A 23,592-nucleotide genomic window follows, 5' to 3' on the forward strand; every position below is an offset into this window, starting at 1 on the left:
GCTCCCGCTCGGCTGCGCAGCAGGCGCAGACCTGCGATCGCTTTTTCTTGGCAGACCGCGTGCACTGGTTTTTGGGCTGCTCCGCAACCCAGCGGGAGCAAGCTCCCTCGCCACAGGGAATTTATGCGCCGCCTGCATGCCCAATCCGCTAGTCTTGCTGAACCCTGGAAGGAGCCGTCCCCCATGTTTGAATCCGCTGAAATCGGTCACGCCATCGACAAAGACACCTTTGAGGCCGCCGTCCCGGCGCTGCGCGAGGCGTTGCTGGAAGCCCAGTTCGAATTGCAGCAGCAGAAGCGCTTTGCGGTGATCATCCTGATCAACGGCATCGAAGGTGCAGGCAAGGGCGAGACGGTCAAGCTGCTCAACGAGTGGATGGACCCGCGCCTGATCGAGGTGCGCACTTTCGATCAGCAGACCGATGAAGAACTGTCGCGACCGCCGGCCTGGCGCTATTGGCGGATGCTCCCGGCCAAGGGGCGCATGGGTATTTTCTTCGGCAACTGGTACAGCCAGATGTTGCAGGGCCGGGTGCATGGGCTGTTCAAGGATCCGCGTCTGGATCAGGCCATCGCGGGCGCCGAGCGTCTGGAAAAAATGCTTTGCGATGAAGGGGCGCTGATCTTCAAGTTCTGGTTTCACCTGTCGAAAAAACAAATGAAAGCCCGGCTCAAGACCCTGGCCGACGATCCCCTGCACAGCTGGCGTATCAGCCCGCTGGACTGGCAGCAATCGCAGACCTACGACAAGTTCGTCAAATACGGCGAGCGCGTGCTGCGCCGCACCAGCCGCGATTACGCACCGTGGCACGTCATCGAGGGCGCCGACGCCAATTACCGCAGCCTGGCCGTCGGCAAGATTCTCCTCGAAGGCCTGCAAAATGCGCTCAAGCGTGCCGACGTCAGTCCTCACGATGTCAGCGCCGCGCCGTTGGGCACGCCGGTCGATCAGTTGAACCTGCTCGACAGCCTCGACCTCAGTCAGCGTCTGGACAAGAAAGACTACGAAGAACAACTGATCACCGAACAGGCGCGCCTGTCGGGTTTGATGCGCGACAAACGCATGCGCCGCCATGCTCTGGTCGCGGTGTTCGAAGGCAACGATGCAGCGGGCAAGGGCGGGGCGATTCGCCGTGTCGCGGCGGCGCTCGATCCGCGCCAGTACAGCATCGTGCCGATCGCCGCGCCGACCGAAGAAGAGCGCGCGCAACCGTACCTGTGGCGGTTCTGGCGGCATATTCCGGCGCGAGGCAAGTTCACGGTATTCGATCGCTCGTGGTACGGACGGGTGCTGGTCGAGCGGATCGAGGGCTTTTGCACCCCGGCCGACTGGCTGCGCGCCTATGGCGAAATCAACGACTTCGAAGAGCAACTGGCCGATGCCGGGATCATCGTCGTCAAGTTCTGGCTGGCGATCGACAAAGACACGCAAATGGAGCGCTTTCAAGAGCGCGAAGAGATTTCCTTCAAACGCTTCAAGATCACCGAAGATGACTGGCGCAATCGCGAAAAATGGGACGCCTATCGCGCAGCGGTCGGCGACATGGTCGATCGCACCAGCACCGAAATCGCGCCGTGGACGCTGGTCGAGGCCAATGACAAGCGCTGGGCGCGGGTCAAGGTTTTGCGCACGATCAACCGGGCATTGGAAGAGGCTTTCGAGCAATCCGACAAGAAAGCCAGGAAACACAAGCACTGAGGCGATGGGCGCGCATACGCCGGGTGAATGATCCTCGCGGTCGGCAAGAAGGTGGACTTATGCTCAGGTCCACTCTCAACCGACAACAACAATGAGGTATGCGCCATGCGTGAAGTGGTGATCGTCGACAGCGTGCGGACCGGCCTGGCCAAATCCTTTCGCGGCAAGTTCAACCAGACCCGCCCCGATGACCTGGCGGCCCATTGCGTCAATGCACTGCTTGAGCGCAACGCCATCGACCCGGCCAGCGTCGAGGATTGCATCGTCGGTGCCGGCTCCAACGAGGGCGCGCAAGGTTACAACATCGGTCGCAACGTCGCGGTGCTGTCGCGTCTGGGCACCGGCACCGCCGGCATGACCCTCAACCGTTTCTGCTCGTCGGGCTTGCAGGCAATCGCCATCGCCGCCAACCAGATCGCCTCGGGATGCAGTGACATCATCGTTGCCGGCGGCGTCGAGTCGATCAGCCTGACCCTGAAAAGCGTCAACACCGACAACTTGATCAACCCGCTGCTCAAGCAACAGACGCCGGGCATTTACTACACCATGGGCCAGACCGCCGAAGTGGTCGCACGGCGTTATGACGTCAGTCGTGAAGCGCAGGATCGCTATGCACTGCAAAGCCAGATCCGCACCGCTCAGGCGCAGGCGGCCGGGCTGTTCGATGATGAGATCGTGCCGATGGCGGTGCAGTATCGCGTCGAGGACAAAAACACCGGCCAGGTGCAGGTACTCGACGGCGTCGTGGATCGCGACGACTGCAACCGTCCCGACACCACTTACGAAAGCCTCGCGGCGCTAAAACCGGTGTTTGCCGAAGACGGTTCGGTGACGGCGGGCAACTCGTCGCAACTGTCTGATGGGGCGTCGATGACCTTGGTGATGAGCCTGGAAAAAGCGCTGGCGCTGGGGCTTAAGCCGAAAGCGTTTTTCCGCGGTTTCACTGTGGCCGGCTGCGAGCCGGACGAGATGGGCATCGGCCCGGTGTTCTCGGTGCCGAAACTGCTCAAGGCCAAAGGCTTGCAGGTGGCGGATATCGATCTGTGGGAATTAAATGAGGCGTTCGCTTCGCAGTGCCTGTACAGCCGCGATCGGCTGGAGATCGATAACGACAAATACAACGTCAACGGCGGTTCGATCTCGATCGGACATCCGTTTGGCATGACCGGGTCGCGCCAGGTCGGGCATCTGGTGCGCGAGCTGCAGCGGCGTAATCTGCGTTACGGCATTGTCACCATGTGCGTGGGTGGCGGGATGGGGGCGAGCGGGTTATTTGAGGCGGTGCGCTGACAGCCAACACAATCCTTGTGGCGAGGGAGCTTGCTCCCGCTGGGCTGCGAAGCAGACCTGAATTTGCCGGTACAGCTTGAAGCAAGGGCCGCTTCGCGCCCCAGCGGGAGCAAGCTCCCTCGCCACGGGTCTACGTTGACTGCCGCTGCATCCGCGCAATATAAGCCTGGATTTCCTTCTTGATCACCTGGCCGTCAAACGGCCCCTCAAGGGTGTTTTCCCGGGTGCTGAAAAACAGTTCGCCATTGACCCTGCAGATGCGGTCGCTGCGAAAACGGGTAGCGGGAGCGGGGGCGCTGTCGTCGGCGCGCTTGGCGTACATGTCGGTCTCCTGAGCAATGCGCTGAAACGTCTGCAATCAGCTTATGCCTGAAGCACTTGGGGCGCCTGTTGAGGCGATCAACGGCGGCGCGCCGGTTTACTGCTGCGACCCACACAGTTTCATTCGCGGCCTGTCCTCAACTGTCCCTGTGTTGCACGCGGCGGCGCGCCTAGAATGACTGCTCTTGTCAGCAGGCTTTTGGGGTTCGCATGCACATTTCATCGGGGCGCTGGGTGTACGGATTGTTCCTGGCGCTGCTGACCGCGTTTTTGTGGGGCATTTTGCCGATCAAGCTCAAACAGGTATTGCTGGTGATGGATCCGGTCACGGTGACCTGGTTTCGCCTGATGGTGTCCGGCGGCTGTCTGTTCATCTACCTGGCGTCGGTGAAGCGTCTGCCGAGCCGCAAGGTACTCGGGCCCAAGGGCGGCTGGCTGGTGCTGATGGCGGTGCTCGGCCTGGTCGGCAATTACGTGTTGTACCTGATGGGCCTCAACCTGCTCAGCCCCGGCACCGCGCAACTGGTGGTGCAAATGGGGCCGATCATGTTGCTGATCGCCAGCCTGTTTGTGTTCAAGGAGCGTTTCAGCATCGGCCAGGGCATCGGGCTGGCGGTACTGCTGATCGGTTTCGGATTGTTCTTCAATCAGCGTCTGGCCGAATTGCTGACCTCGTTGTCCGATTACACCGCAGGCGTTTTGCTGGTGCTGCTGGCTTCGACGGTATGGACCTTTTACGCGCTGGGTCAGAAGCAACTGCTGACGGTGTGGAATTCGCTGCAAGTGATGATGGTGATCTACCTGTTCTGCGCGTTGTTGCTGACGCCGTGGGTGCATCCGCTTGAAGCGCTGAACCTGAGTCCGCTGCAAGGCTGGCTGCTGCTGGCGTGCTGCATGAATACGCTGATCGCCTACGGGGCATTCGCCGAAGCGCTGGCGCACTGGGAGGCGTCGCGGGTCAGCGCGACCCTGGCGATTACGCCGCTGGTGACGTTTGCTGCGGTGGCGATTGCGGCGAGGGTCTGGCCCGAATACGTGCATGCCGAGCAGATCAATGCGCTGGGCTATGGCGGGGCAGTGCTGGTGGTGCTCGGCTCGGCGCTGGTGGCGCTGGGGCCTTCGTTGATGGCCGGGCTCAGGGCGCGGCGTCTGAAAATGGCAGCCAGTTAAACCGCGTCAGCTTCATCGCGAGCAGGCTCACTCCTACAATTGGAATGCGTACCCCTGTAGGAGTGAGCCTGCTCGCGATGACTTACTGACAGACGCTAAAAATCTCAGCCCTTGGCTCCAGCCTCGATCATGTTCTCCGGCCGCACCCACGCCTCGAACTCTTCATCGGTCAGATAGCCCAGTTGCAGCGCCGCCTCGCGCAAGGTCAGCCCTTCGCTGTAAGCCTTCTTGGCGATTTCCGCCGATTTGTCATAACCGATGTGCGGGTTCAGCGCTGTCACCAGCATCAAGCCGCGTTCCAGGTGTTGGGCCATGACCTCGGCATCCGGTTCCAGCCCGGCAATGCAGTGCTGCTGGAAGTTGCTGCAGCCGTCGCCCAGCAGGCGGATCGATTGCAGCAGGTTGTGAATGATCACCGGTTTGAACACGTTCAACTGCAAGTGACCCTGGCTGGCGGCGATGCCGATCGTCACGTCATTGCCCAATACCTGACAGGCGAGCATCGACAGCGCCTCGCACTGTGTCGGATTGACCTTGCCGGGCATGATCGAACTGCCTGGTTCATTGGCCGGCAACTTCACTTCGGCGAAACCGGCACGCGGGCCGGAGCCAAGCAGACGCAGGTCGTTGGCGATTTTCATCAGGGCTACGGCGAGGGTTTTCAGCGCGCCGGACAGGTTAGTCAGCGGCTCGTGGCCGGCCAGCGCGGCGAACTTGTTCGGCGCGGTGACAAACGGCAGGCCGGACAGCGCGGCCAGCTCGGCGGCAATCGCCTCACCAAAACCGTGCGGCGAGTTCAGCCCGGTGCCGACGGCGGTGCCGCCCTGAGCCAGCTCGCAGACAGCGGGCAGAGCGGCGCGAATGGCACGCTCGGCGTAATCGAGTTGCGCAATGAACCCGGACAACTCCTGGCCGAAGGTGATGGGGGTGGCATCCATCATGTGCGTGCGGCCGGTCTTAACCAGTTTCATGTGCCGCGCCGCCAGTTCGGCGAGGCCGCCGGACAACTCGGCAATCGCCGGCAGCAGTTGTTCGTGCACCGCTTTGACGGTGGCGATGCTCATGGCCGTGGGGAAGCAGTCGTTGGAGCTTTGCGAGCGGTTGACGTGATCGTTCGGGTGCACTGGCGTCTTGCCGCCGCGCGGATTGCCGGCCAGTTCGTTGGCACGGCCGGCGATCACTTCGTTGACGTTCATGTTGCTCTGGGTGCCGCTGCCGGTCTGCCAGACCACCAGCGGAAACTGGTCGTCGTGCTGACCATCGAGAACTTCATCGGCGGCCTGTTCGATCAGGCGGGCGATGTCGGCGGGCAGGTCGCCGTTGCGGTCGTTGACCCGTGCGGCGGCTTTCTTGATCAGCGCCAGGGCGTGCAGCACCGGTAGCGGCATGCGTTCCTGACCGATGGCAAAGTTGATCAGCGAGCGTTGCGTCTGAGCACCCCAGTAGGCGTCGTCCGGGACTTCAATCTGGCCCAGGCTGTCGGTTTCGATACGGCTCATCGTGCTCACTCCTGTTGGTCGGTTGGCGCAGTTTAGGCCGGCTTCGGCCCGGGTGGTTCCATCGGCTCGATTGTTGACCGCAAAACCGGGCCAATCAAGCGCGGCAAGGGTCGGGGGTTGAGCCATAGCGTTTTTTAGGCGCAGAATGGTCGCCCTTGGGGTTTGACCTCGCTTTGCTTAAAAGGAAACTCGATGACTCGTCTTCGTGCCATCTGTACCGCGGTTGCACTGGTTTGCGCCAGCGGCCAGGTGCTTGCCGATACCGCCAGCCACAACGCCAGTGCCGAAGCTTTCCTGACGCTGGCTCACGCTGACAAACTGGGCACTCCGGTGTACATGCAAGTGCAGCAAATGTTCGCTCAGCGCTTCGAGCAGACCAAAGCCCCTGAGGCCAAGAAAGCCGTACTGGAAACCTATCAGGCCAAGGCCAACGCCGCGCTGGACCAGGCCATCGGCTGGAACAAGCTGAAGCCGGACATGGTCAAGCTCTACACCAGTAACTTCAGCGAATCCGAGCTCAAGGATCTGGTTGCTTTCTACAAGTCGCCACTGGGCAAGAAAGTCCTGGAAAAAATGCCGCAGCTGACCCAGCAATCGGCGCAGATGACCCAGGGCAAACTGGAAAGCGCCGTACCGGTGGTCAACAAACTGCTCGACGACATGACCAAAGAGCTGACCCCTGCCGCTGCACCGGCCAAGAAGAAGTAAGCGGAGTTCGTGATGACCATGCAACAACGCATCGAATCGACGCTGTCCCTGCTTCAGCCTGAGCATCTGCAAGTGCTGGACGAAAGCCACATGCACAGCCGCGGGTTTCAGACCCACTTCAAGGCTGTGGTGGTCAGTGCGCAGTTCGAAGGCCTGAACCGGGTCAAGCGCCACCAGAAAGTCTACGGCACGCTCGGCGAGCTGATGGGCGAGTTCCATGCGTTGGCGCTGCACACCTACACCCCGCGGGAATGGGCAGAGACCGGCGCCGCCCCGGCGTCGCCGACCTGTGCGGGAGGAAGCAAGCTGTAAGCTTCGAGCTTCGAGCTGCAAGCTGCAAGCTGCAAGCTGCAAGTTAAAAGCGGATCAGCTTGAAGCTTGAAGCTTGCAGCTGCTTTTTTGCTAGAATCCCGACGCGCCGCTTAGCCGGCGCGTTTTTTTTGAATCCGGTTCACCCTTTGCGAGGGTAGCCACCTGGAGAAATACCCATGACACAACCGATTGTCGTGGCGGCACTGTACAAGTTCGTCACCCTCGAAGATTACGTCAACCTGCGCGAGCCACTGCTGCAAGCGATGGTCGACAACGGCATCAAAGGCACTCTGCTGATCGCCGAAGAAGGCATCAACGGCACGGTCTCCGGCACCCGCGAAGGCATTGACGGCCTGCTCGCCTGGCTGAAGAACGATCCACGCATGGTCGACATCGACCACAAGGAATCGTACTGCGACGAGCAGCCGTTCTATCGCACCAAGGTCAAGCTGAAGAAAGAAATCGTCACCCTGGGCGTCGAAGGCGTCGACCCGAACAAAAAGGTCGGCACCTACGTTGAGCCGCAAGACTGGAATGCGCTGATCAGCGATCCGCAAGTGCTGCTGATCGACACGCGCAACGATTACGAAGTGTCGATCGGCACCTTCGAAGGCGCCATCGATCCGAAAACCACCAGTTTTCGCGAATTTCCCGACTACATCAAAGAGCACTTCGACCCGGCCGTGCACAAGAAGGTCGCGATGTTCTGCACCGGCGGCATTCGTTGCGAGAAAGCTTCGAGCTACATGCTCGGCGAAGGTTTCGAAGAGGTCTATCACCTCAAGGGCGGCATCCTGAAGTATCTGGAAGAAGTGCCGCAGGAAGAGACCAAGTGGCGCGGCGACTGCTTCGTCTTCGACAACCGCGTGACCGTGCGCCACGACTTGACGGAAGGCGACTACGATCAATGTCATGCCTGCCGCACACCGGTCAGCGTGGAAGATCGCGCCTCCGAACATTACGTCGCCGGCATCAGCTGCCCGCACTGCTGGGACAAGCTCAGCGAGAAAACCCGGCGCAGCGCCATCGATCGGCAAAAGCAGATCGAACTGGCCAAGGCGCGCAACCAGCCGCACCCGATCGGCTACAACTATAAGCAAGCATCCACCGAGGCTTAACCATGTCCGCGCGCCTGCTCTATGTGATGGATCCGATGTGTTCCTGGTGCTGGGGGTTCGCTCCGGTGGCCAAGGCACTGGTCGAGCAGGCGCAGGCCGCCGGGGTCGAGCTGCATCTGGTGGTCGGTGGTTTGCGCACCGGCAGTGGTTCGGCGCTGGAGCCGACCACGCGGCGTTACATTCTGGAGCACTGGCAAGCGGTCACCGAGGCCACCGGCCAGCCGTTCAAGTTCGATGGCGCGTTGCCTGACGGTTTTGTCTACGACACTGAGCCGGCCTGTCGCGCCATCGTCACCGCGCGCAGTCTGGCACCGGATTGCGCATGGACACTGGTCGGGCTGATCCAGCAGGCGTTTTACGCTGAAGGCCGCGATGTCACCCAGGCCAGCGTGCTGGTTGAGCTGGCCGAACAGGCCGGGGTGCCGCGCATCGAGTTTGCCGAGCATTTTGATCACGCCGATCAGCACAAGGCGACTCAAGCCGATTTCAGCTGGGTGCAGGATCTGGGCATCGCCGGGTTTCCGACCCTGCTGGCCGAGCGCAACGGCCAACTGGCGCTGTTGACCAACGGCTATCAACCGCTCAGCGAGCTGTCGCCGTTGCTCGGCCGCTGGCTGGAGCGTGCGGCCTGTGTCTGATGTGGCCGATGACACGCCAGGCGTAACGCAAATCGACCGGCTGAGCTGGGCGGAAGTCCGGCGGCTGGCGCTGCATCACAAAAAATCCCTGTGGATCGCCAACGGCGTGGCCGTGCTGGCGACGCTGTGCAGCGTGCCGATTCCTTTGCTGCTGCCATTGCTGGTCGACGAAGTCTTGCTCGGCCACGGCGATGCCGCGCTGAAAGTCATGAACCATTTCCTGCCTGATATGTGGCAGCAGGCGGCGGGCTATATCGGCCTGATGCTGTTGGTGACCCTGACCTTGCGTTGCGGCGCCCTGTGTTTTGGCGTGTTGCAATCACGGCTGTTCGCGCGACTGGCCAAGGACATCGTCTATCGCATTCGCGTGCGTCTGATCGAGCGGCTCAAGCGCATCTCCCTCGGTGAATACGAAAGCCTGGGCAGCGGGACGGTGACCACGCATCTGGTCACCGACCTGGATACCCTGGACAAGTTTGTGGGCGAAACACTCAGTCGTTTTCTGGTGGCGATGCTGACCCTGGTCGGCACCGCGAGCATTCTGATGTGGATGCACTGGAAGCTGGCGCTGTTGATCCTGCTGTTCAATCCGCTGGTGATCTACGCCACGGTGCAGTTGGGCAAACGCGTCAAGCACCTGAAGAAGCTTGAGAACGACAGCACCTCGCGCTTCACTCAGGCGCTGAGCGAAACCCTCGATGCGATTCAGGAGGTGCGTGCCGGCAACCGTCAGGGGTATTTCCTCGGCAGGCTCGGATTGCGTGCAAAGGAGGTGCGCAACTACGCAGTCAACTCGCAGTGGAAAACCGACGCCTCCAATCGTGCCAGTGGCTTGCTGTTCCAGTTCGGCATCGACATCTTCCGCGCTGCGGCAATGCTCACCGTGCTGTTTTCCGACCTGTCGATCGGGCAGATGCTCGCGGTGTTCAGTTACCTGTGGTTCATGATCGGCCCGGTGGAACAACTGCTCAATCTGCAATACGCCTATTACGCGGCGGGCGGGGCGCTGGCGCGGATCAACGAGCTGCTGGCGCGCGCCGACGAGCCGCAGTACCCGGGCGGTGTCGATCCGTTCAAGGGACGCGACACCGTGGGCATCGAAGTGCAGGGCCTGAGTTTCGGTTATGGCGACGAATTGGTGCTGGATCAGATGAACCTGTCCATTGCGCCCGGTGAAAAAGTCGCGATCGTTGGCGCCAGTGGCGGCGGCAAAAGTACCTTGGTGCAACTGCTCCTGGGGCTGTACACACCGTTGGCCGGGAGCATCCGTTTCGGCGGCTCGACCCAGCAGGAGATCGGCCTGGAGACGGTCCGCGAGAATGTCGCGGTGGTGCTGCAGCATCCGGCGCTGTTCAACGACAGCGTGCGCGCCAACCTGACCATGGGCCGGCCCCGTACTGACGAAGCCTGCTGGCAGGCGCTGGAAATTGCGCAAATGGCCGCGACTATCCGGGCGTTGCCCGATGGCCTCGACAGCATCGTCGGGCGTTCCGGTGTGCGTTTGTCCGGTGGCCAGCGGCAACGGCTGGCGATTGCGCGGATGATTCTCGCCGAACCGCGGGTGGTGATTCTCGACGAAGCCACGTCGGCTCTTGATGCCGCCACCGAATACAACCTGCACCAAGCGATGGCGAAGTTTCTCAATGGCCGCACCACGCTGATCATTGCCCATCGCCTGTCGGCGGTGAAACAGGCGGACCGGGTGCTGGTGTTTGACGGCGGGCAGATCGCCGAGGACGGCGACCATCGCCAACTGATTGCCGACGGCGGTCTTTACGCCAAGCTCTACGGCAACTTGCAACAGCACTGATCGAAACACTTGCTGGCCTGTCAGACGTTCTACGCGTGGTGTAAAGCCGCGCCTTGCCTTGCGCGAGAACCCCACCTAGTCTCGTCATAGCGATTTCGTCCGGAAGGCGAGCGGGCAGTGCTCATGCAAGGAATCTCATGAAGCAAAAGCAGACTCTGGGAACACCACGGTTGTTGGGCATCGTCTGGCCTTTTATTGCTGTCGTGGTGTTTCAGGCGTTATTGGGCGGCGTGAGTCTGTACGTGCTCTCGGCCGTTCGCGGTTATGTTGCCGGCGAAAGCCTGTGGTCCAAGGGCCAGAAAGATGCCATCTATTATCTGAACCTCTACGCCGATAGCCGGGACGAGGCGATTTACCACAAGTACCTGACGGCGATTGCCGTGCCTCAAGGCGGGCACCAGTTGCGTCTGGCGCTCGACCGCCAGCCGCCGGACCTGCCGGCCGCGCGCGAGGGCATTCTCAAGGGCGGCAATCACCCCGACGATGTCTCCAGCCTGATCTGGCTATACCTCAATTTCCGTCATTTCAGTTATCTCGAAACCGCGATCGATCGCTGGACCGTTGGCGACGCCTATCTCGACCGATTGCATGAAGTTGCGCAGGAAATGCATCAGCGCATCACCCGCAATGAAGCGACCTCCGGCGATGTTCAGCGCTGGAAAGTGCAGATCTTCTCCATCAACGACGCGGTGACGCCGGCCGCCAGGGCGTTCAGCGATGCCCTGGGCGAAGGGTCGCGGGTCATCATGCGTTTGCTCTTGTTCATCAACCTGGCCACTGCGCTGGGGCTGATCGTGCTGGCGCTGTGGCGCACGCACAAGTTGCTCAAGCAACGGCACGCGTTTGCCCAAGCGCTGCAACTGGAAAAGGATCGCGCGCACATCACGTTGCAATCAATTGGCGATGGCGTCATCACCACGGACGTCAGCGGTGCGATCGATTACATGAACCCCGCTGCCGAAGCCATGACGCACTGGAAGGCCGAGCAGGCTGCGGGTCTGCCACTGGCCGCGTTGTTCAATCTGCTCGATGACAACGCCCAGACCGAAGGCCTGACGCTGATCGAACACATCCTCAGCGGTCAGCTCAGCGGCGGCAGCGAACATTCGAAGCTGATCCAGCGCCTGGATGGCAGCACTGTGTCGGTCACGCTGGTGGGCGCGCCGATCCGCAACGCCGGCAAGGTCAGCGGCACGGTGCTGGTGTTGCACGACATGACCCAGGAGCGGCAGTACATTGCCAACCTGTCCTGGCAGGCCACCCACGATGCGCTGACCGGGTTGGCCAACCGCCGGGAATTCGAGTATCGCCTGGAGCAAGCGCTGCACAACCTTACGCGCCAGGCGGGGCGGCACGCGTTGATGTTCCTCGATCTGGACCAATTCAAGCTGGTCAACGACACCTGCGGCCATGCGGCGGGCGATGAGCTGTTGCGCCACATCTGTACGCTGTTGCAGTCGGGCTTGCGCGAGGGCGACACCCTGGCGCGGCTGGGCGGCGATGAGTTCGGCATTCTGCTGGAAAACTGTCCGCCGGACGCTGCGGAAAAAATCGCCGAAAGCCTGCGCCAGACAGCACAGAATCTGCATTTTGTCTGGAAAGGGCGGCCCTTCCTGACCACTGTCAGTATCGGCCTGGTGCACATCACCCAGGCGCCGACCACGCTCGAAACGTCACTGCGGGCGGCCGATATGGCGTGCTACATGGCCAAGGAAAAAGGCCGCAACCGCGTGCAGGTCTATCATGCCGACGATTCCGAACTGTCGCTGCGCTTTGGCGAAATGGCCTGGGTGCAGCGCCTGCACATGGCGCTGGAAGAGAACCGCTTCTGTCTGTACGCCCAGGAAATCGCGCCGCTCAAGCAACAGGACGGCGAGCGCGGGCACATTGAAATTCTCTTGCGCCTGCATGATGAGTCCGGGCGAATGATCTTGCCTGACAGTTTTATTCCCGCCGCCGAGCGTTATGGCTTGATGAGCCAGTTAGACCGTTGGGTGGTGCAAAACGTATTTAAGGTTATTGCTCAATGTATTGCCGAGGAACATCAAGAACCGTTGGCAATGTGTGCGATTAATCTGTCAGGCATTACTATAGGAGATGACGCCTTTTTGCACTTTCTGCGCGAACAGTTTGTTAACTACGCTATACCGCCTGAAATGATTTGTTTTGAAATTACTGAAACCAGTGCTATTTCAAATTTAGGCAGTGCAATTAGATTTATTAATGAACTCAAAGGCTTAGGTTGTTACTTCTCGCTGGATGACTTTTGTGCCGGAATGTCTTCATTCGCTTACTTGAAACATTTGCCTGTAGACTTCCTGAAGATCGACGGGAGTTTCGTCAAGGATATGCTGGACGACCCGATTAACCGGGCTATGGTCGAAGTGATCAATCACATCGGGCATGTCATGGGGAAGCGGACAATTGCCGAGTTTGTTGAAACTGTCCAGATCGAACAGGCGTTGCTTGAAATCGGTGTGGATTACGCTCAGGGTTATGTCATCGAGCGTCCGCAGTTGTTTACCTGTGACAGTTTGCGCAGTCGCCCCGCCAGGCCGCAGCCGCTGTTATTCAAAGCGCCTGGTACGTTCCGTTGAAGTCTCTCGCCGATCCTTGCCATCACAACTCAAAAGGAGCCGAACAGTGATCGACACATTCAACCGAGCCGGACCGCTCATGGAAGCCGCCAGTTATCCCGCCTGGGCACAACAGTTGATCCAGGATTGCAGCGAGAGCAAACGCCGGGTTGTCGAGCATGAACTTTATGTGCGCATGCGTGACAACAAACTCAGCGCTAAAACCATGCGTCAGTACCTGATCGGGGGCTGGCCGGTGGTCGAGCAGTTTGCGCTGTACATGGCGCAGAACCTGACCAAGACCCGCTTCGCCCGACATCCGGGCGAAGACATGGCCCGGCGCTGGCTGATGCGCAACATTCGTGTCGAACTCAATCACGCCGATTACTGGCTGAACTGGAGCCGGGCGCACGGTGTGAGTCTGGAGGATCTCCAGGCGCAACAGGTGCCGCCGGAGCTGCACGCCTTGAGTCATTGGTGCTGGCACACCAGCGCTGCCGACTCGCTGATCGTGGCCATCGCGGCGACCAACTATGCGATCGAGGGCGCGACGGGCGAGTGGTCGGCGCTGGTCTGCTCAAGCGGCGTCTATGCGGCGGCGTTCCCCGAAGAGGAGCGCAAGCGGGCGATGAAGTGGTTGAAGATGCACGCCCAGTACGACGATGCTCATCCGTGGGAAGCGCTGGAAATCATCTGCACCCTGGCCGGGATGAACCCGAGCAAGGCCTTGCAGACCGAGTTGCGCCAGGCGATTTGCAAGAGCTATGACTACATGTACCTGTTCCTGGAGCGGTGCATGCAGCTCGAAACCTCTGAGCGTCTGCTGGTCAATCGGGAGCGCAGAACTGTCGTCGAGAGCTGACCTTCAAAGCGATGGATAACCATGTAGGAGTGAGCCTGCTCGCGATAGCGGTGTGTCAGTCGATAAATTTATTGTCTGATACGCCGAATCGCGAGCAGGCTTACTCCTACAATTGTTGTGCGCCGTCTGGGGTAGAGTTAGCCCGCCATTGCCAACCGGTTACGCCCTTCGCGTTTCGCCACATACAGCGCACTGTCGGCGCGACGCAGCAAGCTGTCAGCCGACTCGCCCGGCAGCAAGGTGGAGCAGCCCAGGCTCACCGTCAGTTCAATCAATTGTCCATCCGCGTAGTACTCCGCCGCCTGCGTCGCGTAGCGCAGACGCTCGCCGACCATCGCCGCCGCCTCCCGGCTGGTGTTCGACAGCAGGACCAGAAATTCTTCGCCCCCATAACGGAACACCATGTCGACGTTGCGCAGTTGCGCCTTGATTGTCGCGGCGATCGCCTTGAGCACATCGTCGCCCGCGCTATGGCCGTGACTGTCATTGACCCGTTTGAAATGATCGATATCGAGCATCAGCACCGACAACGGTTGCTGATGGCGGCGCGACATATCGATCTCGCGCTGCAAGGTCTGCTCCATCGCAATCCGGTTACCGGCACCGGTCAGCGGGTCGCGCAGGGCGCTCTGGGTGGCGGCGCGATAAAGCAGGGCGTTGCGCATCGGATAAAGAAGGGATGACAGCAGGGATTCGAGGTCGCCTTGTTCCTTGTCGTTGAAGCGCTGGTTGCGGCGAAACACCAGTTCGCCCATCTGCTCACCTTCGTGACTGAGGCTGTAGCTGAGCGAGTGGTGACCGCGCGTGCCGAACTCAAGGCGCAGGTCGCTTGCCTGATGCACATAACTCAGGGCATCGAGCGGTACCAGGCGTTGGGCTTCGCGGAAAAACAGGCCAAGGATGCGTTGCGGCTCAAGGCTGGTTTGTAGCTGCAGGCTCATTTGCTGGCGCAGTTGCGCAAGACTGGCCGGGCGCTCCAGCAGAGGGGGCAACTGACCAAAGCCCAGGCGCTGCAATTTGGCACTGTCAAAGTCAATTGCATGGGTCTGGGAGGGTGGTTTCATATGGCGTGAGCCCCTAAGCAGTAGATCTGTCTTACAGGCTGGGTGAGAGCGGCTGTGGGCTGCGCGTCATACTGATCCATCAGTCCCATAGGACGTTTGGCGTAAGTTTAGTCTGCCTGATCACGATGAGTCAGCTATCGAAATCGGCCTTGCCCGACTGCCTTCACACGGCATGCTTTGAAGGAAGTTAGAGCGAAAGTCGTGCCATTCGGTTCGCTTTTATTTAAAACCTTTCGAATCAGTTAGTTGGCAACGAAGTGTCAAGAGAGGTGGTGGGAAATTGACTGATTTGTGACGCGCGGATCCGGCAAATGTTCGCCGCGACAGGAATCTGCCGCGGCAACAAAAGCGACGTGTGGCACTACTGGGCGTTGAAAGCCTGGCCGTTTACCCCGGTACTGTCAGGCCCCATCAGGTACAGGTACACCGGCATGATCTCTTCCGGCGTCGGGTTGTTCAGCGGGTTTTCCCCCGGATAGGCCTGGGCGCGCATGCTCGTGCGAGTCCCGCCGGGGTTGATGCTGTTGGAGCGCACCGGTGCCACGCCCTCGACTTCATCGGCCAGGGTTTGCATCAAGCCTTCGGTGGCAAACTTCGACACGCCGTAGGCGCCCCAATAAGCGCGGCCCTTGCGTCCGACGCTGCTTGAGGTGAACACCACTGAAGCGTCCTGCGAAAGCTTGAGCAACGGCAGCAAGGTGCTGGTCAGCATGAACATGGCGTTGACGTTGACCTGCATGACGCGCATGAAGTTCTCGCCAGACAACTGCTCGATGGGCGTGCGCGGACCAATGATCGAGGCGTTGTGCAGCAGACCGTCGAGATGGCCGAACTCGGTTTCGATCATCGCCGCCAGTTCATCGTACTGATGGGGCAGGGCGGTCTCGAGATTGAACGGAATCACCGCCGGTTGCGGATGGCCCGCCGCTTCGATCTCATCGTAGACCTGCGTCAGATTGGCTTCGGTCTTGCCCAGCAGCAACACGGTCGCGCCGTGGGCGGCGTAGGTTTTTGCCGCGGCCGCACCGATGCCACGCCCGGCGCCGGTGACCAGAATGACCCGATCCTTGAGCAATTCAGGACGAGCGGAATAATCAAACATAAAAACCTCACAATCCATTTCGTGAAGACCTGCTTCACCTGTAGCAAGGGAGCTTGCTCCCGCTGGGCGCGCAGCGACCCTCACTGTATAAAGTCAGCGATACCAGGCCATCCGGTATCACGACTGCTGCGCAGCCGAGCGGGAGCAAGCTCCCTCGCCACAGCATCTGATTCAGGTCAGCAACTGCAGAGCGCGCTATCCAACACTTTGCGCAACTCCAGCGGATGATCCACCACCACGTCCGCGCCCCAATGCCGCGGGTTGTCGTCCGGGTGAATATAGCCATAGGTCACCGCCGCGGTTTTGGTCCCGGCGTCGCGGCCCGACTCGATATCACGCAGATCATCGCCGATAAACAGCACGGTCGACGGATCCAGATCAAGCATCTTGCACGCGAGGATCAGCGGCTCCGGATCCGGCTTGCTGTTCTTCACGTGGTCGGGGCAGATCAATAGCGCCGAGCGCTCGGCCAGTCCCAGCCGTTGCATGATCGGCTCGGCGAAGCGCACCGGTTTGTTGGTGACCACGCCCCAGATCAGGTTGGCGCTTTCGATGTCGGCCAGCAGCTCGGCCATGCCGTCGAACAGTTTGCTGTGCACTGCGCAGCCGACCAGATAGCGCTCGAGAAACTCCTGGCGCAGCTCCTCGAAACCCGGCGACTCCGGGTCCATGGAAAAGGTCACCGCGACCATGGCTTTGGCGCCGCCGGAAATCTCGTCGCGGATGTGCTTGTCCTCGATCGGCGGCAGGCCGCGATCCGCGCGCATCGCCTGACAGATGGCGATGAAATCCGGCGCCGTGTCGAGCAGGGTGCCGTCCATGTCGAAAAGTACCGCTCTGATCGCCATCGGCTTATTCCTCGCGCAGGGTCTGGATCATATAGTTGACGTCAACGTCGTTGCCCAACTTGTAGTGCTTGGTCAGCGGGTTGTAGGTCAGGCCGATGATGTCCTTGACGGTCAGGCCGGCCATGCGGCTCCAGGCACCGAGCTCGGACGGGCGGATGAATTTCTTGAAGTCGTGGGTGCCGCGCGGCAACAGCTTCATGATGTATTCGGCGCCGATGATGGCGAACAAATACGCCTTCGGGTTGCGGTTGATGGTCGAGAAAAACACCTGGCCGCCCGGCTTGACCATGCGGAAGCAGGCGCGAATCACCGAGGACGGATCCGGCACGTGTTCAAGCATCTCCAGGCAGGTGACGACGTCGAACTGCTCGGGCATTTCTTCGGCCAGGGCTTCGGCGGTGATTTGCCGGTATTCGACGCTGACACCGGATTCCAGCTGATGCAGTTGCGCGACCGCCAGTGGCGCTTCGCCCATGTCGATGCCCATCACGGTGGCGCCGCGTTGCGCCATGGCTTCGCTGAGAATGCCGCCGCCGCAACCGACGTCGAGGACTTTCTTGCCGGCCAGATTGACCCGCTCGTCAATCCAGTTGACCCGCAGCGGGTTGATGTCGTGCAGCGGTTTGAATTCGCTTTCGCGGTCCCACCAGCGATGGGCCAGGGCTTCGAATTTGGCGATTTCGGCGTGGTCGACGTTGCTCATGGTGTATTCCTCTGAAACTTCAAAAGGGCTGTCGCCGCGGCATGCAGGCCGGGGCGTTTACGATTCGGTGTGGCCGCTGATCCGCTGGCCCCAGGCGCGGGCGGTGGCGCCAAGCTGTTGTTCGTCCATACGGGTCAGACGCCGGTCGTCGAGCAACTGTTTGCCGGCGACCCAAAGGTCTTTCACGCAATCGCGACCGGTGGCATATATAAGCTGCGACACCGGGTCATAGACCGGTTGCTGCGCCAGGCCGGACAGGTCGAACGCGACGATATCGGCGGCTTTGCCGATCTCCAGCGAGCCGACTTGCGTTTCGATGCCCAGTGCCCGCGCGCCATTGAGCGTGGCCATGCGCAGTGCGCGATGGGCATCGAGCGCCGTGGCCGAGCCGGCGACGGCTTTGGCCAGCAGGGCGGCGGTGCGGGTTTCGCCGAGCAGGTCGAGATCGTTGTTGCTCGCCGCGCCATCGGTGCCGACTGCAACATTGACCCCAGCCTGCCACAAACGCTCGACCGGGCAGAAGCCGCTCGCCAGCTTGAGGTTCGATTCCGGGCAGTGGATCACGCTGCTGTTGCTTTCTACCAGCAAGGCCAGGTCGTCATCGCTGATCTGGGTCATGTGCACGGCCTGGAAGCGCGGCCCGAGCAAGCCCAGGCGAGCGAGGCGCGCCAATGGGCGTTCGCCGGTCTGCTCGATGGCTTGCTGCACCTCGAACGCGGTTTCATGCACGTGCATGTGAATCGAAGCGTCCAGTTCCTCGGCGATCACCCGGATTTTTTCCAGGTTCTCGTCGCCGACGGTGTAGGGTGCATGGGGGCCGAAAGTGACCTTGATGCGCTCGTGGTGCTTGAGGTCGCCGAACAACTCGACGCCCTGACGAATGGCTTCGTCGGCGCTGCTGGCGCCCGGAATCGGGAAGTCGAGGATGGGAATGGCGATCTGTGCGCGAATGCCGCTGTTATGCACGCGTTCGCTGGCGACTTTCGGGAAGAAGTACATGTCCGAGAAGCATGTGATGCCGCCCTTGATCTGCTCGGCGATCGCCAGGTCGGTGCCGTCGCGGACGAAGTCTTCGTCGACCCATTTGCCTTCGGCCGGCCAGATGTGGTTTTCCAGCCAGGTCATCAGCGGCAAGTCATCGGCCAGGCCGCGGAACAAGGTCATCGCCGCGTGGCCATGGGCATTGATCAGCCCGGGCGCCAACAAGACATCCGGCAATTCGCGGATTTGGGTGGCGTTACACTTCAGCGCTTCGGCGCGCGGGCCGATAAACACGATGCGACCGTCGCGGATACCCAGGCCGTGCGCCTTGAGCACCACGCCTGCGGGTTCGACGGGGACCAGCCAGGTCGGCAGCAATAACAGGTCGAGCGCAATGGCAGGTTTCGGCATCGAGGGTCGGTTCCAGTGCTTTTGTAAAGGATGGCGAAGTATACCCGAGCGTCTTCGCGGGGGGATCGCTATAATCGGCGGCTTTTGTTCATGAGTGCGGGGTGTGGGATGCGCGATCGACTGTTGGCTGCGGAGAAAGTGAAGGCCATCGATTGGCGTGATGGCGCGCTGCACCTGCTGGATCAGCGTATTTTGCCGTTCGAGGAAACCTGGATTGCCTACACCAGCGCCGCCGGCGTGGCCGAGGCGATTCGTTCGATGGTGGTGCGTGGAGCACCGGCCATCGGTATCAGTGCCGCCTACGGTATCGTCCTCGCCGCGCGGGCGCGGATTGCCGAAGGGGGCGACTGGTATGCGGCCCTGGAGGAGGATTTTGCCCTGCTGGCCGATTCGCGTCCGACCGCGGTCAACCTGTTCTGGGCGTTGAATCGCATGCACGACCGCCTCGATCGGCTCAAGGACAATGTCGATCCGCTGGTGGCGCTGGAAGCAGAAGCCATTGCCATTCATGAAAGCGACCGCGAAGCCAACCTGACCATGGCCCAACTGGGCGTCGATCTGATCCGCAAGCATCAGGGCAATGCCCAGGCGATTCTGACCCACTGCAACACGGGCGCGCTGGCCACTGGCGGTTTTGGTACGGCGTTGGGGGTAATTCGTGCCGCGTTTATCGAGGGCATGGTCGAGCGTGTTTACGCCGATGAAACCCGTCCATGGCTGCAGGGTTCGCGCCTGACCGCATGGGAACTGGCCAATGAAGGGATTCCGGTGACGCTGAACGCCGACGCCGCCGCCGCGCACATCATGAAGACCAAGGGCGTGACCTGGGTGATCGTCGGTGCTGACCGCATTACCGCCAATGGCGATGTGGCGAACAAGATCGGCACCTATCAATTGGCGGTCAATGCGATGCACCACGGCGTGCGCTTCATGGTCGTGGCGCCGAGTTCAACCATCGACATGCACTTGGCCAGCGGCGACGACATTCCGATTGAAGAGCGCGATGGCGCTGAATTGCTGGAAGTCGGCGGCAAGCGCGTCGGTGCGGACGTTGAGGCATTCAACCCGGTATTTGATGTCACCCCGGCGGACCTGATCGACGCGATCGTCACCGAAAAAGGCATCGTCGAGCGCCCCGACACGGCGAAAATGGCCCAGTTGATGTGCCGCAAGCGCTTGCATTGAAGGGCTGTGGCGTCTGAGCGGGCCCCATCGCTGGCAAGCCAGCTCCCACAGGTTTTGTGCCCGGCACTGAACCCGTGGGAGCTGGCTTGCCAGCGATGAGGGCCTGAATGTCAATAAACAACTGTAAATCTGCCCCGGATTTCACATTCAAAGAAGCTCTGAGCCTCTCTCGTCCCCCTCAAGCCTGTCACCGGTCAACTAACTATGCTCCATGCGCATCTGGGGGATAGGTGCGTGGCGGCCTTTGTGATAACATCCGGCGTTTTCCGAGGCAGCTCCACGGAGCTGTCTTTACTGCGCAAATCCACTCTCCAGATTGTTGATTTGTCGTAAGTCGGCGCATGGCACTCGGCCGGCCCCGACGAGCTTCGTTGCTCCCACATGGATATGACGAAGTTTCACCAGAAAAAGGAATCAGGCTTCTCATGGGCGAACTGGCCAAAGAAATCCTCCCGGTCAATATCGAAGACGAGCTGAAACAGTCCTACCTCGACTACGCAATGAGCGTGATCGTCGGCCGTGCACTGCCGGATGCGCGCGATGGCCTCAAGCCCGTGCACCGTCGCGTACTGTTCGCGATGAGCGAGCTGGGCAACGACTTCAACAAGCCGTACAAGAAATCTGCCCGTGTCGTCGGCGACGTGATCGGTAAGTATCACCCGCACGGTGACACCGCCGTGTACGACACCATCGTCCGCATGGCCCAGCCATTCTCCCTGCGCTACCTGCTGGTCGACGGCCAGGGCAACTTCGGTTCGGTCGACGGTGACAACGCGGCGGCCATGCGATACACCGAAGTGCGCATGACCAAACTGGCGCACGAGCTGCTGGCTGATCTGCACAAGGAAACCGTGGACTGGGTGCCGAACTACGACGGCACCGAACTGATCCCGGCGGTCATGCCGACCCGCGTGCCGAACCTGTTGGTCAACGGTTCCAGCGGTATCGCCGTGGGCATGGCGACCAACATTCCGCCGCACAACCTCGGTGAAGTCATCGACGGTTGCCTGGCCCTCATCGACAATCCCGAGCTGACCGTCGATGAGCTGATGCAATACATCCCCGGTCCGGACTTCCCGACTGCCGCGATCATCAACGGTCGCGCCGGCATCATCGAAGCCTACCGCACCGGTCGCGGCCGCATTTACATGCGTGCCCGCTCGATCATCGAAGACATCGACAAGGTCGGTGGCCGCCAGCAGATCGTCATCACCGAACTCCCTTACCAGTTGAACAAGGCGCGTCTGATCGAGAAGATCGCCGAGCTGGTCAAAGAGAAAAAGCTCGAAGGCATCACCGAACTGCGCGACGAGTCCGACAAGGACGGTATGCGCGTCGTGATCGAGCTGCGTCGCGGCGAAGTACCTGAGGTCATCCTCAACAACCTCTACGCCCAGACCCAGCTGCAATCGGTGTTCGGTATCAACATCGTTGCGCTGATCGACGGCCGCCCGCGCATCCTCAACCTCAAGGATCTGCTGGAAGCCTTCGTCCGTCACCGTCGCGAAGTGGTCACCCGCCGTACCGTGTTCGAACTGCGCAAGGCGCGCGAGCGTGGCCACATCCTCGAAGGCCAGGCCGTTGCCCTGTCGAACATCGACCCGGTGATCGCCCTGATCAAAGCCTCGCCAACCCCGTCGGAAGCCAAGGAAGCGCTGATCAGCACGCCTTGGGAGTCCTCGGCGGTGGTGGCCATGGTTGAACGCGCCGGTGCCGATTCGTGCCGTCCGGAAAACCTCGATCCGCAATACGGTCTGCGCGAAGGCAAGTACTTCCTCTCGCCAGAACAGGCGCAAGCCATTCTTGAGCTGCGCCTGCACCGTCTGACCGGCCTTGAGCACGAGAAGCTGCTGGCCGAATATCAGGAGATTCTCAACCAGATCGGCGAGCTGATCCGCATCCTCAACAGCGCTGTGCGCCTGATGGAAGTGATCCGCGAAGAGCTGGAAGTGATCCGCGCCGAATACGGCGACCAGCGCCGCACCGAGATCCTCGATGCGCGTCTGGACCTGACCCTGGGTGACATGATCCCGGAAGAAGAGCGCGTCGTGACCATTTCCCACGGTGGCTACGCCAAGACCCAGCCGCTGGCTGCGTACCAGGCACAGCGTCGTGGCGGTAAAGGCAAGTCGGCTACCGGCGTCAAGGATGAGGACTACATTGCTCACCTGCTGGTTGCCAACAGCCACACCACGCTGTTGCTGTTCTCCAGCAAGGGCAAGGTGTACTGGCTCAAGACCTACGAGATTCCGGAAGCGTCCCGCGCCGCCCGCGGTCGTCCGCTGGTCAACCTGCTGCCATTGAGCGAAGGCGAATACATCACCACGATGCTGCCGGTCGATCTCGAAGCGATGAAGAAACGCGCTGACGAGGAAGAGGCCGAAGGCGTCGAGGCTGACGTTGAAGAAATCGAAAACAGCAATGAGACCGACGAAGAGCGTCGCGCCCGGATCAAGGCTGCCGACCGCAAGAAGGCACCGTTCATCTTCATGTCGACCGCCAACGGTACCGTGAAGAAAACTCCGCTGGTGGCCTTCAGCCGTCAGCGCAGCGTCGGCCTGATCGCGCTGGAGCTGGACGAAGGTGACATTCTGATTTCCGCCGCGATCACCGATGGCGAGCAGGAAATCATGCTGTTCTCCGACGGCGGCAAGGTCACGCGCTTCAAGGAATCCGAAGTACGCGCCATGGGCCGTACCGCTCGCGGCGTACGCGGCATGCGTCTGCCAGAAGGACAGAAGCTGATCTCCATGCTGATCCCGGAAGAAGGCAGCCAGATCCTCACCGCTTCCGAGCGCGGTTATGGCAAGCGCACCGCGATCACCGAGTTCCCTGAATACAAACGTGGCGGTCAGGGCGTGATCGCCATGGTCAGCAACGAGCGTAACGGCCGTCTGGTTGGCGCGGTTCAGGTGCAGGACGGCGAAGAGATCATGCTGATCTCCGATCAGGGCACCCTGGTTCGCACCCGCGTCGACGAAGTGTCGAGCCTGGGTCGTAACACTCAAGGTGTCACGCTGATCAAGCTGGCCAAGGATGAAACCCTGGTCGGTCTGGAGCGGGTTCAGGAGCCTTCGGAAGTGGAAGGTGAAGAGTACGGAGGTGAAGAGGGTGAGGAATTCGATGGCAGTGTCGTGAACAACGATGCTGGCGAAGACCAGCAACTCGACGCCGCAGCTGACGAAGAACCGCAAGAATAAGCGGACAAACAAGGGGGCGGATGAGAATTCGCCCCCTTGTTATTTGTCCGGTATGAAATTTTGCAGCACTGCGGATGATCGTTCCCACGCTCTGCG

Annotated in this window: 19 protein-coding genes; 12 read left to right on the forward strand and 7 right to left on the reverse strand. The window is 60.7% G+C overall.

Annotated elements, in window-relative coordinates; all coding sequences use genetic code 11:
• The first annotated feature begins 183 nt into the window (after positions 1–183).
• Entirely contained in the window at positions 184–1,698 is a 1,515-nt protein-coding gene (gene pap, locus HU743_RS06635; RefSeq protein ID WP_186547021.1) for a polyphosphate:AMP phosphotransferase, read from the forward strand.
• A 105-nt stretch (positions 1,699–1,803) separates the two neighbouring features.
• Positions 1,804–2,988, forward strand: a complete 1,185-nt coding sequence (locus HU743_RS06640) for a thiolase family protein (RefSeq protein WP_186647713.1) — start codon at positions 1,804–1,806, stop codon at positions 2,986–2,988.
• 130 nt (positions 2,989–3,118) lie between these two features.
• On the opposite strand, the gene HU743_RS06645 is transcribed toward HU743_RS06640, so the two are convergent.
• A complete protein-coding gene (locus HU743_RS06645) occupies positions 3,119–3,310 on the reverse strand; it encodes a DUF6316 family protein (protein WP_186647715.1) in 192 nt (63 codons plus the stop codon).
• Positions 3,311–3,519: 209 nt separating this feature from the next.
• Here HU743_RS06645 and HU743_RS06650 point away from each other — a divergent pair, with 209 nt between their 5' ends.
• Positions 3,520–4,479, forward strand: coding sequence for a DMT family transporter (locus HU743_RS06650; protein ID WP_186547024.1), 960 nt, complete (start codon positions 3,520–3,522; stop codon positions 4,477–4,479).
• Positions 4,480–4,583: 104 nt separating this feature from the next.
• Here the strand turns inward: HU743_RS06650 and HU743_RS06655 are convergent, their stop codons facing one another.
• Positions 4,584–5,978, reverse strand: coding sequence for a class II fumarate hydratase (locus HU743_RS06655; RefSeq protein WP_186547025.1), 1,395 nt, complete (start codon positions 5,976–5,978; stop codon positions 4,584–4,586).
• 192 nt (positions 5,979–6,170) lie between these two features.
• Between HU743_RS06655 and HU743_RS06660 the strand changes: the two genes are divergently transcribed.
• From HU743_RS06660 to HU743_RS06690, 7 genes are all read left to right on the forward strand, one after another.
• Positions 6,171–6,686: a DUF2059 domain-containing protein gene (locus tag HU743_RS06660; RefSeq protein WP_186547026.1), complete on the forward strand. Its 516-nt coding sequence runs from the start codon at positions 6,171–6,173 to the stop codon at positions 6,684–6,686.
• Between the two features lie 12 nt (positions 6,687–6,698).
• The gene (locus HU743_RS06665; RefSeq protein WP_186647717.1) at positions 6,699–6,998 is read left to right on the forward strand and encodes a BolA family protein; all 300 of its coding nucleotides are present in this window, start codon (positions 6,699–6,701) and stop codon (positions 6,996–6,998) included.
• Between the two features lie 176 nt (positions 6,999–7,174).
• Complete coding sequence (locus HU743_RS06670; RefSeq protein WP_186621624.1) at positions 7,175–8,116, forward strand: rhodanese-related sulfurtransferase; 942 nt, start codon at positions 7,175–7,177, stop codon at positions 8,114–8,116.
• Positions 8,117–8,151: 35 nt separating this feature from the next.
• Positions 8,152–8,754, forward strand: coding sequence for a DsbA family protein (locus HU743_RS06675; protein ID WP_186647897.1), 603 nt, complete (start codon positions 8,152–8,154; stop codon positions 8,752–8,754).
• Positions 8,747–10,564 (forward strand): ATP-binding cassette domain-containing protein, encoded by a 1,818-nt coding sequence (locus HU743_RS06680; protein WP_186647719.1) that lies wholly within the window; start codon positions 8,747–8,749, stop codon positions 10,562–10,564. Before HU743_RS06675 ends, HU743_RS06680 begins: the two co-directional genes overlap by 8 nt.
• A gap of 137 nt (positions 10,565–10,701) precedes the next feature.
• Positions 10,702–13,161, forward strand: a complete 2,460-nt coding sequence (locus tag HU743_RS06685; RefSeq protein WP_186647721.1) for an EAL domain-containing protein — start codon at positions 10,702–10,704, stop codon at positions 13,159–13,161.
• Between the two features lie 46 nt (positions 13,162–13,207).
• Positions 13,208–14,002 (forward strand): iron-containing redox enzyme family protein, encoded by a 795-nt coding sequence (locus HU743_RS06690; protein ID WP_186647722.1) that lies wholly within the window; start codon positions 13,208–13,210, stop codon positions 14,000–14,002.
• A 137-nt stretch (positions 14,003–14,139) separates the two neighbouring features.
• Here the strand turns inward: HU743_RS06690 and HU743_RS06695 are convergent, their stop codons facing one another.
• The 5 genes from HU743_RS06695 to HU743_RS06715 form a co-directional block, all read right to left on the reverse strand.
• Positions 14,140–15,066 (reverse strand): GGDEF domain-containing protein, encoded by a 927-nt coding sequence (locus tag HU743_RS06695; protein ID WP_186547032.1) that lies wholly within the window; start codon positions 15,064–15,066, stop codon positions 14,140–14,142.
• A gap of 361 nt (positions 15,067–15,427) precedes the next feature.
• Positions 15,428–16,168: a YciK family oxidoreductase gene (locus HU743_RS06700; RefSeq protein WP_186647723.1), complete on the reverse strand. Its 741-nt coding sequence runs from the start codon at positions 16,166–16,168 to the stop codon at positions 15,428–15,430.
• Positions 16,169–16,344: 176 nt separating this feature from the next.
• Positions 16,345–17,016: an N-acetylmuramic acid 6-phosphate phosphatase MupP gene (mupP, locus tag HU743_RS06705; protein ID WP_186647724.1), complete on the reverse strand. Its 672-nt coding sequence runs from the start codon at positions 17,014–17,016 to the stop codon at positions 16,345–16,347.
• A 4-nt stretch (positions 17,017–17,020) separates the two neighbouring features.
• Complete coding sequence (gene ubiG, locus HU743_RS06710) at positions 17,021–17,719, reverse strand: bifunctional 2-polyprenyl-6-hydroxyphenol methylase/3-demethylubiquinol 3-O-methyltransferase UbiG (RefSeq protein ID WP_186547035.1); 699 nt, start codon at positions 17,717–17,719, stop codon at positions 17,021–17,023.
• A gap of 57 nt (positions 17,720–17,776) precedes the next feature.
• On the reverse strand, positions 17,777–19,111 hold the full coding sequence (locus HU743_RS06715; protein WP_186647725.1) for a TRZ/ATZ family hydrolase: 1,335 nt from the start codon (positions 19,109–19,111) through the stop codon (positions 17,777–17,779).
• A 108-nt stretch (positions 19,112–19,219) separates the two neighbouring features.
• On the opposite strand from HU743_RS06715, the gene mtnA reads away from it, so the two are divergent.
• Positions 19,220–20,296, forward strand: coding sequence for an S-methyl-5-thioribose-1-phosphate isomerase (gene mtnA / locus HU743_RS06720; protein ID WP_186621617.1), 1,077 nt, complete (start codon positions 19,220–19,222; stop codon positions 20,294–20,296).
• A gap of 425 nt (positions 20,297–20,721) precedes the next feature.
• Complete coding sequence (gene gyrA / locus HU743_RS06725) at positions 20,722–23,496, forward strand: DNA gyrase subunit A (protein WP_186647726.1); 2,775 nt, start codon at positions 20,722–20,724, stop codon at positions 23,494–23,496.
• Positions 23,497–23,592 lie beyond the last annotated feature (96 nt).

Source organism: Pseudomonas sp. SWRI99 (assembly GCF_014270125.1).
GTDB classification, from domain to species: Bacteria; Pseudomonadota; Gammaproteobacteria; order Pseudomonadales; family Pseudomonadaceae; genus Aquipseudomonas; species Aquipseudomonas hamedanensis.

What these genes read in the sequence shown, in the direction of transcription:
- HU743_RS06700 (WP_186647723.1), bottom strand. Translation starts at nt 16,168, where the DNA reads ATGTTTGATTATTCCGCTCGTCCTGAATTGCTCAAGGATCGGGTCATT.
- gyrA (WP_186647726.1), top strand. Translation starts at nt 20,722, where the DNA reads ATGGGCGAACTGGCCAAAGAAATCCTCCCGGTCAATATCGAAGACGAG.
- HU743_RS06655 (WP_186547025.1), bottom strand. Translation starts at nt 5,978, where the DNA reads ATGAGCCGTATCGAAACCGACAGCCTGGGCCAGATTGAAGTCCCGGAC.
- HU743_RS06645 (WP_186647715.1), bottom strand. Translation starts at nt 3,310, where the DNA reads ATGTACGCCAAGCGCGCCGACGACAGCGCCCCCGCTCCCGCTACCCGT.
- HU743_RS06665 (WP_186647717.1), top strand. Translation starts at nt 6,699, where the DNA reads ATGACCATGCAACAACGCATCGAATCGACGCTGTCCCTGCTTCAGCCT.
- HU743_RS06660 (WP_186547026.1), top strand. Translation starts at nt 6,171, where the DNA reads ATGACTCGTCTTCGTGCCATCTGTACCGCGGTTGCACTGGTTTGCGCC.
- mtnA (WP_186621617.1), top strand. Translation starts at nt 19,220, where the DNA reads ATGCGCGATCGACTGTTGGCTGCGGAGAAAGTGAAGGCCATCGATTGG.
- HU743_RS06715 (WP_186647725.1), bottom strand. Translation starts at nt 19,111, where the DNA reads ATGCCGAAACCTGCCATTGCGCTCGACCTGTTATTGCTGCCGACCTGG.
- mupP (WP_186647724.1), bottom strand. Translation starts at nt 17,016, where the DNA reads ATGGCGATCAGAGCGGTACTTTTCGACATGGACGGCACCCTGCTCGAC.
- HU743_RS06675 (WP_186647897.1), top strand. Translation starts at nt 8,152, where the DNA reads ATGTGTTCCTGGTGCTGGGGGTTCGCTCCGGTGGCCAAGGCACTGGTC.
- HU743_RS06640 (WP_186647713.1), top strand. Translation starts at nt 1,804, where the DNA reads ATGCGTGAAGTGGTGATCGTCGACAGCGTGCGGACCGGCCTGGCCAAA.
- ubiG (WP_186547035.1), bottom strand. Translation starts at nt 17,719, where the DNA reads ATGAGCAACGTCGACCACGCCGAAATCGCCAAATTCGAAGCCCTGGCC.
- HU743_RS06650 (WP_186547024.1), top strand. Translation starts at nt 3,520, where the DNA reads ATGCACATTTCATCGGGGCGCTGGGTGTACGGATTGTTCCTGGCGCTG.
- HU743_RS06695 (WP_186547032.1), bottom strand. Translation starts at nt 15,066, where the DNA reads ATGAAACCACCCTCCCAGACCCATGCAATTGACTTTGACAGTGCCAAA.
- pap (WP_186547021.1), top strand. Translation starts at nt 184, where the DNA reads ATGTTTGAATCCGCTGAAATCGGTCACGCCATCGACAAAGACACCTTT.
- HU743_RS06685 (WP_186647721.1), top strand. Translation starts at nt 10,702, where the DNA reads ATGAAGCAAAAGCAGACTCTGGGAACACCACGGTTGTTGGGCATCGTC.
- HU743_RS06670 (WP_186621624.1), top strand. Translation starts at nt 7,175, where the DNA reads ATGACACAACCGATTGTCGTGGCGGCACTGTACAAGTTCGTCACCCTC.